This window comes from Micromonospora craterilacus, assembly GCF_003236315.1.
Classification (GTDB): Bacteria; Actinomycetota; Actinomycetes; order Mycobacteriales; family Micromonosporaceae; genus Micromonospora; species Micromonospora craterilacus.
In genome coordinates this window covers 1-8,122 of sequence record NZ_POTY01000284.1, presented here as the reverse complement: position 1 = coordinate 8,122, position 8,122 = coordinate 1, and the positions used below count along the sequence as shown (strand labels likewise).

Genomic DNA, 8,122 nt, shown 5'->3' with positions numbered 1-8,122 from the left:
GGTCCGAGGGGTGGCCGGTGCGGTGGGCCGCTCCGGTGCCGCCGTGGTCGGCGTCGGGCTCGACGGGACGGTGCTGGCGGTGGGCGTACCGGTGGGTGTCGGGGTGACGGTCGGCTCGCTCGGCGCGGTGGACGCCGTCGGCGTACCCGGGGCGGTCGGTGTGGGGCTGGTCCACGACACCGGCCGGACACTGCCGGTGTCCACGCCGGCCGCGCACCCGGTGGCGTCCGTGGCATTGTCCTGCTGCGCCGCCGTCAGCGCCTTGCGCGCCTCGGCCAGCGCCTCCGTCGCCGTGGCGACCGCGTCTGAGGCGACGGCCGTGTCGTCGTCGTCCAGCTCGGCGAGCTGCTGGCCGGACTCGACCAGGCTGCCGGCCCGCACGGAGATGCTCGCCACGGTGCCGGCCACCGTGAAGCTCAAGGTGCGGACGGTCGCTGGTTGCACGGTCCCGGAGGTGGCCACCTCGACCGTGACCGGTCCACGGTCGACGGCGACCGTCACGGGCCGGGCCGCGGGTTCGCTGCCGCCGGCGGCCGTCATCGAGACGGCCGCCACCGCGATCACGAGCAACACGGCCGCGCCGACGGCCCCCCGACGGGCCCACCGGGTACGCCACCACCGTCTCGGGGGTCTTCCCATGGCTGAGCAGTCTCCGTACGCCGCCTCGCCACCGGCTCGACCCCACCTCACAGTTTCCTCGGAACGCCGATCCCCGCCGCCCGTTTCCGCGCCGGGCGCAGCTTCTGAGGGAACTCCGAGCCGGCCCTGAGGCGGCCGGGAGGTGCGCTCGCTTCCCTGGGCGGATCCAGCAGAAGTGAGGAGCCCCCGTGCCGACCACCCGACGCCACCGCCCGCTGGTGGCCGTACTGACCGCCGCCGCGTGCGTGGTGTTGATGAGCGCCTGCGGAGGCGGAGCCGACACCGATTCGCCCGCGGGCGGGGACGCGCCGGGGCCGGACGGCGCCCTCGCCGCCTTCCAGAGCTGTCTGGCGGAGAACGGCGTCACGCTGCCCAGCGCGGACCCGTCGCGGCGAGCCGGCGGGGACCGCCCCTCGGGCGCACCCACCGCACGGCCGTCGGGCTTCCCGACCGCCCGGCCCTCGGGTGCACCGGACGGCTGGCCCTCGGGTGCACCGGACGGCTCCGGTGGCCCCGGCCGTGGCGCCTTCGGCGGTCAGGGTCGGCCGGCCGGGGTGGACGACGAGACGTGGCAGAAGGCGCAGGACGCCTGCTCGTCGTTGCGGCCCACCGGTGGCCCCGGCATGCCGGGCGCAGGCCGGCCCGGCGACGCGGGCCCGGCCGGCGACGGCAACACCGCCGCCTACCGCAACTGTCTCAACGACCGCGGTGTCGCCCTGGACCAGATCGACCCGTCCGATGCGGCGGCCACGGCCGCGCTGGAGGCGTGCCGGGTGCTCAGCCCGTCGCCGACCAGCTAGGCCCGGGGTCTACCTCCCTCGGCGGGGGTGGCCAGCCGCGTCGTTGGGCGGCGTCGCCGGCCGTCGTCGGTGGGAACGGGGTCCGCCCGGTGTCGGTGGGGGCGCCGCGCCACATCCGCCAGATGATCGGCCCATCCGTGGGGAGGGCGATGGTCGGTCCGGCGGTGTAGCCGTGGCGGAGGTAGAGCCGCCGGTTGCGCATGTTGCTGGCTTCCAGGTATGCGGGCAGGCCGAGCTGGTCAAGGCGACGGTGGTGGTGGGTGAGCATCGCGGCACCGACGCCCCGGTTCTGCCGGGTCGGGTCGACGGCGGCGTAGGCGAGGTAGTGGTGTGGCTGGTCGGGGTGGACGGCGTCGAACATCTCCTCCAGCAGCACGAACTTCGGTGCGTAGCGGCCGGCGATGCGCTCCAGCGTCTCCCGCCGCTGACCGGTGTCGGCGGGTTCGCGGCGGGGGTACCAGATGGTGACGGCGGACTGGTCGCCGGTGGTGTGGACCTCGCCGTGTTGCAGACCGTGCTGGAGGGCGTCGCGAAAGTAGCGGTAGTAGACGGTGCGGCGGTCGTCGGGGTCGGGGATGAGCCAGTCGGCGAGGGGTCCTTCGTGGAACGCTTCGGCGAGTACGGCGATCAGCGGGCCGGCGTCGGTGCGCGTCGCGGGTCGGATGGTGACACTGTTGTTCACGGCATCTCCTGGATGGTCAGGCTGGTTGGCGGACGGTGTCGGGGGCGCGCAGCGGGCCGGTGTCGCTGTCCGCGCCGAGCCCGATGGCGTGGTAGATCTCCGGGTTCGCGGTACGCAGCAGCAGCGCCCACCCGATGCCGAGCAGCGCGACGGCGGCGTAGGCGGCGGGGAACGCCCAGCGCAGCGGCGAGTCCGGTGCGACGCCGAGCAGGGTGTCGAACTCGCGCAGCGTCACGGTGAGGATCCCGCCGAGCGCGAGCGTGGCGGTCAGCGGCGCGATGAGGGAGCGCCAGGGTCCTTCGGTGTGGCTGATGCGGCGGTAGAAGCCGACGACGGCGGCGGACGTGACGGTCATCAGGATCAGCACCCCGAGACCGCCGGTGACGGTGATCCAGAAGAACAGGTGCACGATCGGGTCCGCCCCGGCGAGGGCGTAGCCGACGAGCACCGCGAAGGCGAGGCCGCTCTGCACGAGGGAGCCGACCTTGGGTGCCCCGGTGCGGCGGCTGGTACGGCCGAACACGGCGGGCAGCACCCGTTCCCGGCCGAGCGCGAACAGGTACCGGGCCACCGTGTGGTGAAAGCTGAGCAGCGCGGCGAACAGGCTGGTGATGAACAGGACCCGGGCGACGGTGACGACACTCTGGCTCAGGTAGGGCGACACCAGGTTGAAGATCAGATCGGTGCCGTCGGCGCGGGCCGCGTCGACGATGCGGTCCGGGCCGGTGGCCACGGACATCGCCCACGCGGACAGCCCGTAGAGCAGGCCGGTGACGGCCACCGCGATGTAGGTGGCGCGGGCGATGGTGCGGCGCGGATCCTTCGTCTCTTCGGAGAACACGACGGTGCCTTCGAAGCCGACGAACCCGGTGATCGCGGTGACCAGCGCCGCGCCGATGCCGGCGGCGAACACGTGTGACGGGGCGAGCGTGTCGAAGGCGACCGTCCCGCCGGCCGGGTGGCTCACCATGACGGCGTCGAAGACCAACGCGACGACGCATTCGGCGACGAGCACCACGGCGAGCACCCGCCCGTTGAGGTCGATCCGCGCGACCCCCAACACCGCGACCACCGCCCACACCATCAGCGCACACACCCACCAGGCAGGGTCGAGGCCGTACCGGTCGGCGAGGAACTGGGCGGTGACCGCGCCGGCCCCGCCGTACAGGCCGATCTGCATCGCGTTGTACGCCAGCAGCGCGACCAGCGCCGCACCGACCCCGGCCGGGCGGCCCAGGCCCCGGGTGACGTAGGTGTAGAACGCGCCCGCGTTGACGATCCGCCGGGACATGGCCACGTAGCCGACCGCGAACAGGGCAAGCACGGCCGCGACCACCAGATAGGCGACCGGGATGCCGGTGACCCCGGTGACCGCGTACCCGGTGGTCGCACCACCGGCGACCACGGTGAGCGGCGCGGCGGCGGCGATCACGAAGAACACCACCGACGGGATGCCGAGCCGCCCACGGGCCAGCACGGCGGACACGGTGTCGGGTTTCGAGTGGGACATCGATTCTCTTTCCGAACAGGAGTGGATGGGGATTGGTGGTGTTCAGGCGGTGCGGTGGCTCAGCACGGCACCGCCGACGACGGCACCGAGGTCGGCGAGCAGGTCCCGCAGCGGCGGGTGCGCCTGCTCGACCTGCTGGCGCAGGAACGTGCGGGCCGCCAGCGGAGCACCGTCGAGCAGGATCGGATCGAGCTGGGTGTGCATGGCCAGCCCTGCGAGGGCCACGTCGAAGGCGTTGAGCCGCTGGTAGTTACGCAACTGGTACGACAGCCGGGCCCAGGACCAGGCGGCCGTGTTCATGTCCGCCGGCACGTAGGCCGTGCGTTGCCGCCACCACCGGCCCACCTGGTGCTGGCGGAGGAGCCCGAGCTGCCACATCCGGGTAGCCACCTGCTCGTAGGCGGTGGTCGCCACGAACGCCAGCCACGTCCGGGTAGCCGTGTGCTGCGGCTCGGCGATCAACCGGTCCAGCACGAGATGTTGCAGCCAGTCCTTCGGCGGCGCGTTACGGACGACGCGGACGTACCCGCGTTCGAAGGTGATCCGGCCTTCCCAGTGCAACTCGGCCAGCAGCGCGGCGGCCAGACCGTGTGCCAGCGCCGACTCGAACAGCCGGGGGCGGCCGGTCTGGTCGTCATGCGCCAGGTAGAAGAACTCATCGGCAAGCCGCATGGCGTGCGCGGCGGCACTGCCGACGGCCCGTACCGGCCGGCTCGGCACCGGGTGCTCTCGTAGGTGTGGGGCGTACTCGCCGCCGGGTGTGCTGGTCACCTGGGCTGGCCTTCCTCGGTCGAATCGTCGATGGGAAACCCGAGCTGGCGCAGGAGCGCCCGACCACCCGGATGGCGGCCCAGCTCCTCGACCGCCCAGGTGTGCTGCCCGCACCCGCCGCCCCCGCAGTGGAAACAGGTCCCGTCGTCGCGGTGCTGGAGCACCGTGTTGCGCGCCGACTCGAAGCGATCGCCGGGGCGATCGCTCTCCTCGGTGCCGGTCATGGTGCGGATTTCTGGCGGCGCAGCGCGGATTTCTGGCGGCGCAGCGCGGCCACGCTGACCCGCACCTCCATGCACGGCGGATGCCGGTCGACATGCGGGTACTCGCACTCGGGCCGATGACCCAGCACCCACACCCACTCGTCGCTGCGGTTCGGCAGATCCCGGACGCTTGCCACGGTGACGGCCACCGGCGTGCCAGGGGTCAGATCACGGCCGTACGACCAGTCACCCGGCTCCAGCCGCAACAGCGTGCCGGGCGCGACCTCGGGAAGCGGCTGAGGTGTCCTATACACGGCCACGCCCCCGCGACCCCCACCACCAGCGACGCCCACCGGCCGGAGCCGGCGGGCCGAGGCCCGCCCAAAAGGCTTGATTGCGCCGGGCAACCTCGGTCGGCGATGCGGCGTCATCGCCACCCTGGCCATCGAGCGTCGATCCGCCACGGCCGGCATAGCGCGTGGCCGCGCCCTCGCAGTCGATGCCGAACGGCTTGAACGCCTGCTCGCCACCGGGGACGAACCACTTGACGCGCACTGCCATCACCCTTCGCTGAGAGATGCGCGGCCGGGCCCTCCCCGGCACCGACCGCGCACCCCGACCAAATGGGGTGCAGGGACCGCCCCCGACGGGGGAAGTGGGCGCGGTCCCTGCACCCGGCTCCGGCAACTTGTGGAATTCGGAGCCCGGTTACGTCTGTCCTCAGGGGACCGTGATCGACCGTCCTGCCTGAAATGCCGCTGGTGTACCGGAATCGGCGACAACCTGCTGACTGTCATCGTCTGGTCGCTGTCGGGCAGAATGCAAGGCATCACCGCGCGGGAAATCATGAGGGAGGTTCCATATTAGAGCCGCCCGTCGGGTGTTAGCCCTGGTCAGAGCGGCAAAGTGCGGACTGTGATCAAGCGACCCATCGTTTGTATGCTGCTGTTTGGCAAAATGGTGATAGGAGGCTCCGTGTCCGACACGGACGGATCGGCCCTGTTGAGGCGGAGGATCGGCCGCAAGCTGGCAGCCCTCCGCAAAGAGATCGGGATGAGCCAGGAGAAGTCGGCGGCGCTCCTCCAGCGCAGCCCCGCGACGATTCACCGGATCGAAGCCGGCGACCATCGGGTCAAGTTCCGCGACATCGAGGTCAAGGCGATGTGCGAGCTGTACGAGGCCAGCCCCGAAGACCGTGCCGAGCTGCTCGCCCTCGCTGCCGAAACCCGTACCAGCGGGGCGAGCGCCTGGTGGCACGATTACACCAACACCCGCCTACCGAGCTGGTTTGGCCTGTTCGTGAGGCTGGAAAGCGGTGCGGAGCGCATCCGAAAGTACGAACCGGAGTCGGTGCCAGGGCTCCTCCAGACTCGCGAATACGCCAGGGAGGTTACGGGCGTACCGCATGGCCTCATCAATTCGCAGGAGGTCGAGCGGCAGGTCGACTTCCGGATGGAGCGTCAACGTCTGCTCGCCAGCCCACGCCCGCCGCACCTGTCGGTCGTGCTGAGCGAAGCCGTCATACGCCGAGCCGTGGGCGGCCCGAAGATCATGGCTGCCCAGCTCCAGCACCTACTCGACGTGACCCGGTCGCCCAGCGTGCGGCTTCGGGTCCTCCCGTTCGAGGCCGGCGTGCACGGCGGGATGACTTCCGCCTTCACCATCCTGGAGTTCCCCGCCATACCGGGAACCTCGGAACCCCTTGAACCACCACTGGTCTACGTCGACAGCCTCACCGGCGCGCTCTACCTCGACAAGCCAACCGAGGTCGCCGCCTACAACCTGGCCTGGGACGACGTGACCTCACGAGCACTCGACGAGACGTCGTCGAGGACGTTTATCACCGCAACGATGGAGGCATTCACCCGTGGCTGACACGACGACTGTCAACTGGCGCAAGAGCAGCCGCAGCGGCAACCAGGGAGACTGCGTCGAGGTCGCCGACACGCTCCCCGGTGGTGGCGTCGGCGTCCGCGACAGCAAGGACCCCAGCGGACCCGTGCTGACCTTCCCGCCCGCGTCCTGGAGCGCCTTCACCACCAGCCTGCGCAACCCCACCCCGTAGACCGGCGCGAACCACCCCTGGGCTGATGGTGGCCGCTGATCCAGCGGCCACCATCAGCACCGCGCTTCCTGGCTTCCACGCGATACCCCCGGTGCCTCGAAGGTGTGCACGCGCGGGCGACAGCGCCCACGTCGAGACGGTCCTTCTGCGCCATCGACCGCGAGCAGGCCGGTCGTGAGCACCTGGCGGCCAAGGCGCTCCAACCCCGCGCCGTCCTGCCCCGCCGCGACCTGAAAGCTTCCCCTGATCGCGTTACCGCCCTGCTGCTGCTCGACCAGCCGCAGATCCGGACGCGCGATTCCTGCACACCGCAGACGGCAAGTTCGGGAAGTGTCGGCTGCTGCCCTTGCCGCTCGGCCGCTATCACAGGGCAGGCCCGCGCCGCATGGTTGTGGCTATAGGCAGTAAAGGAGCCGTTTCGGTTCACCGCCGCAGCAGTTGACCTCAACCAGAGTCGAGGTTTTACGATCCTGTTCCACTGGCAGGAAGTCATACAAGATGCTCAGGAACCCGGCCATCGCACGAGAACTCGGGATCCAGGCACCGCCCGTGCACGCCGTCGCCGCGACCGAGCTCGACGCCTAATCACCGCGCGGGGAGAGAGACTTCGGTATGGATGTCACGCCCCCGCAGGCCCGCAGGTTTAGCTCGACAATCGGCGACGACGCCATCCGCTTCGGCGACCGGATCCTCATCGCGCCCGGCCTCGGCAAAGAGGCCAGCAGGTCGATGAGCGCCTACACGTCGTTCCTCTACGCCGGGGCGTGGGCCGACCTGCCGGCCTCCTACGCGGAGATCTGGGTGGTGCTCAGCGGAGCTCTACGAGTGGGCGCTGGAAGCGACGCCGTAACGGTGCACGCAGGGGACTTTGTTCACGTTCCCGAGCAGACGCCCGGGGTCGTCGAGGCCATCGAGGACACCACAATGGTCTGTGTGTCGGTACCCGCTCACTGACTTACAGCCTGGATCAGCTGCGCGATCATCCGCAGGCCCAGAAGACGGCGACCAGCACCGTCCATATCCACGGTGACGCGCGGTTCGCGGCCGATGGGGATGGCGCCGGCAAGGAGCGCCGATGGGATCGTCCGTCGTGATGCTGACTCGGAGTGAACTTCTGGCCTTGCATGACGAGCAGGTGCGGGGCACCAGCGCTTCGCGGCTGCCGGACACCGCAGCGGAGAGCGCGCACGACCGGCGGCATTCAGTCAGTGGAAGCATTCCTCATCGGCACGTCCGGACGTCCCTCGGGACGCCGGCGGTCACGCTCTGCGACACGCGATCAGCGGCAGATCCGTGCATGGCCGGAAGTGGCCTACTGCTCGGTGCTTGAGCCCTGTCGAGCTGAACCGTTCGTGCTATCAGTCAGGGACACCGTCGTGACGCCACGGCCGGTAACCCCGGACCGTGACCCGGCTGCGCTATCAGCTCGACAGCCCCCACACACCCCACTCC

The 8,122-nt window shown here is 70.6% G+C and carries 9 protein-coding genes and 1 pseudogene; 4 read left to right on the top strand and 6 right to left on the bottom strand.

What is annotated here, in order from left to right:
• A pseudogene (locus tag C1I95_RS35980) lies at positions 1 to 639 on the bottom strand (biotin/lipoyl-binding protein); the annotation flags it as partial.
• A 188-nt stretch (positions 640 to 827) separates the two neighbouring features.
• Here C1I95_RS35980 and C1I95_RS29660 point away from each other — a divergent pair.
• Positions 828 to 1,439, top strand: coding sequence for a hypothetical protein (locus tag C1I95_RS29660; RefSeq protein ID WP_111218817.1), 612 nt, complete (start codon positions 828 to 830; stop codon positions 1,437 to 1,439).
• On the opposite strand, the gene C1I95_RS29655 is transcribed toward C1I95_RS29660, so the two are convergent.
• Genes C1I95_RS29655 through C1I95_RS29635 form a run of 5 tightly spaced genes read right to left on the bottom strand, consistent with a single transcriptional unit; the run spans position 1,417 to position 4,919 of the window.
• Entirely contained in the window at positions 1,417 to 2,121 is a 705-nt protein-coding gene (locus C1I95_RS29655) for a GNAT family N-acetyltransferase (protein WP_111218815.1), read from the bottom strand. The genes C1I95_RS29660 and C1I95_RS29655 overlap by 23 nt on opposite strands.
• Before the next feature lie 16 nt (positions 2,122 to 2,137).
• Positions 2,138 to 3,631, bottom strand: a complete 1,494-nt coding sequence (locus C1I95_RS29650) for an APC family permease (protein WP_111218813.1) — start codon at positions 3,629 to 3,631, stop codon at positions 2,138 to 2,140.
• Between the two features lie 42 nt (positions 3,632 to 3,673).
• Positions 3,674 to 4,402: a GOLPH3/VPS74 family protein gene (locus tag C1I95_RS29645; RefSeq protein WP_111218811.1), complete on the bottom strand. Its 729-nt coding sequence runs from the start codon at positions 4,400 to 4,402 to the stop codon at positions 3,674 to 3,676.
• Positions 4,399 to 4,626, bottom strand: a complete 228-nt coding sequence (locus C1I95_RS29640; protein WP_111218809.1) for a hypothetical protein — start codon at positions 4,624 to 4,626, stop codon at positions 4,399 to 4,401. The genes C1I95_RS29645 and C1I95_RS29640 overlap by 4 nt, the downstream gene beginning before the upstream one ends.
• Positions 4,623 to 4,919 (bottom strand): hypothetical protein, encoded by a 297-nt coding sequence (locus C1I95_RS29635; protein ID WP_111218821.1) that lies wholly within the window; start codon positions 4,917 to 4,919, stop codon positions 4,623 to 4,625. Before C1I95_RS29635 ends, C1I95_RS29640 begins: the two co-directional genes overlap by 4 nt.
• A 661-nt stretch (positions 4,920 to 5,580) precedes the next feature.
• On the opposite strand from C1I95_RS29635, the gene C1I95_RS29630 reads away from it, so the two are divergent.
• The 3 genes from C1I95_RS29630 to C1I95_RS29615 all read left to right on the top strand — a co-directional run bounded on the left by C1I95_RS29630 (position 5,581) and on the right by C1I95_RS29615 (position 7,624).
• Positions 5,581 to 6,480: a helix-turn-helix domain-containing protein gene (locus tag C1I95_RS29630; RefSeq protein WP_438941350.1), complete on the top strand. Its 900-nt coding sequence runs from the start codon at positions 5,581 to 5,583 to the stop codon at positions 6,478 to 6,480.
• The gene (locus tag C1I95_RS29625; protein WP_111218807.1) at positions 6,473 to 6,670 is read left to right on the top strand and encodes a DUF397 domain-containing protein; all 198 of its coding nucleotides are present in this window, start codon (positions 6,473 to 6,475) and stop codon (positions 6,668 to 6,670) included. The genes C1I95_RS29630 and C1I95_RS29625 overlap by 8 nt, the downstream gene beginning before the upstream one ends.
• Before the next feature lie 612 nt (positions 6,671 to 7,282).
• Positions 7,283 to 7,624 carry a cupin domain-containing protein gene (locus C1I95_RS29615; RefSeq protein ID WP_111218805.1) on the top strand — a complete coding sequence of 114 codons (342 nt, stop codon included), beginning with the start codon at positions 7,283 to 7,285 and terminating at the stop codon, positions 7,622 to 7,624.
• Positions 7,625 to 8,122: the final 498 nt, after the last annotated feature.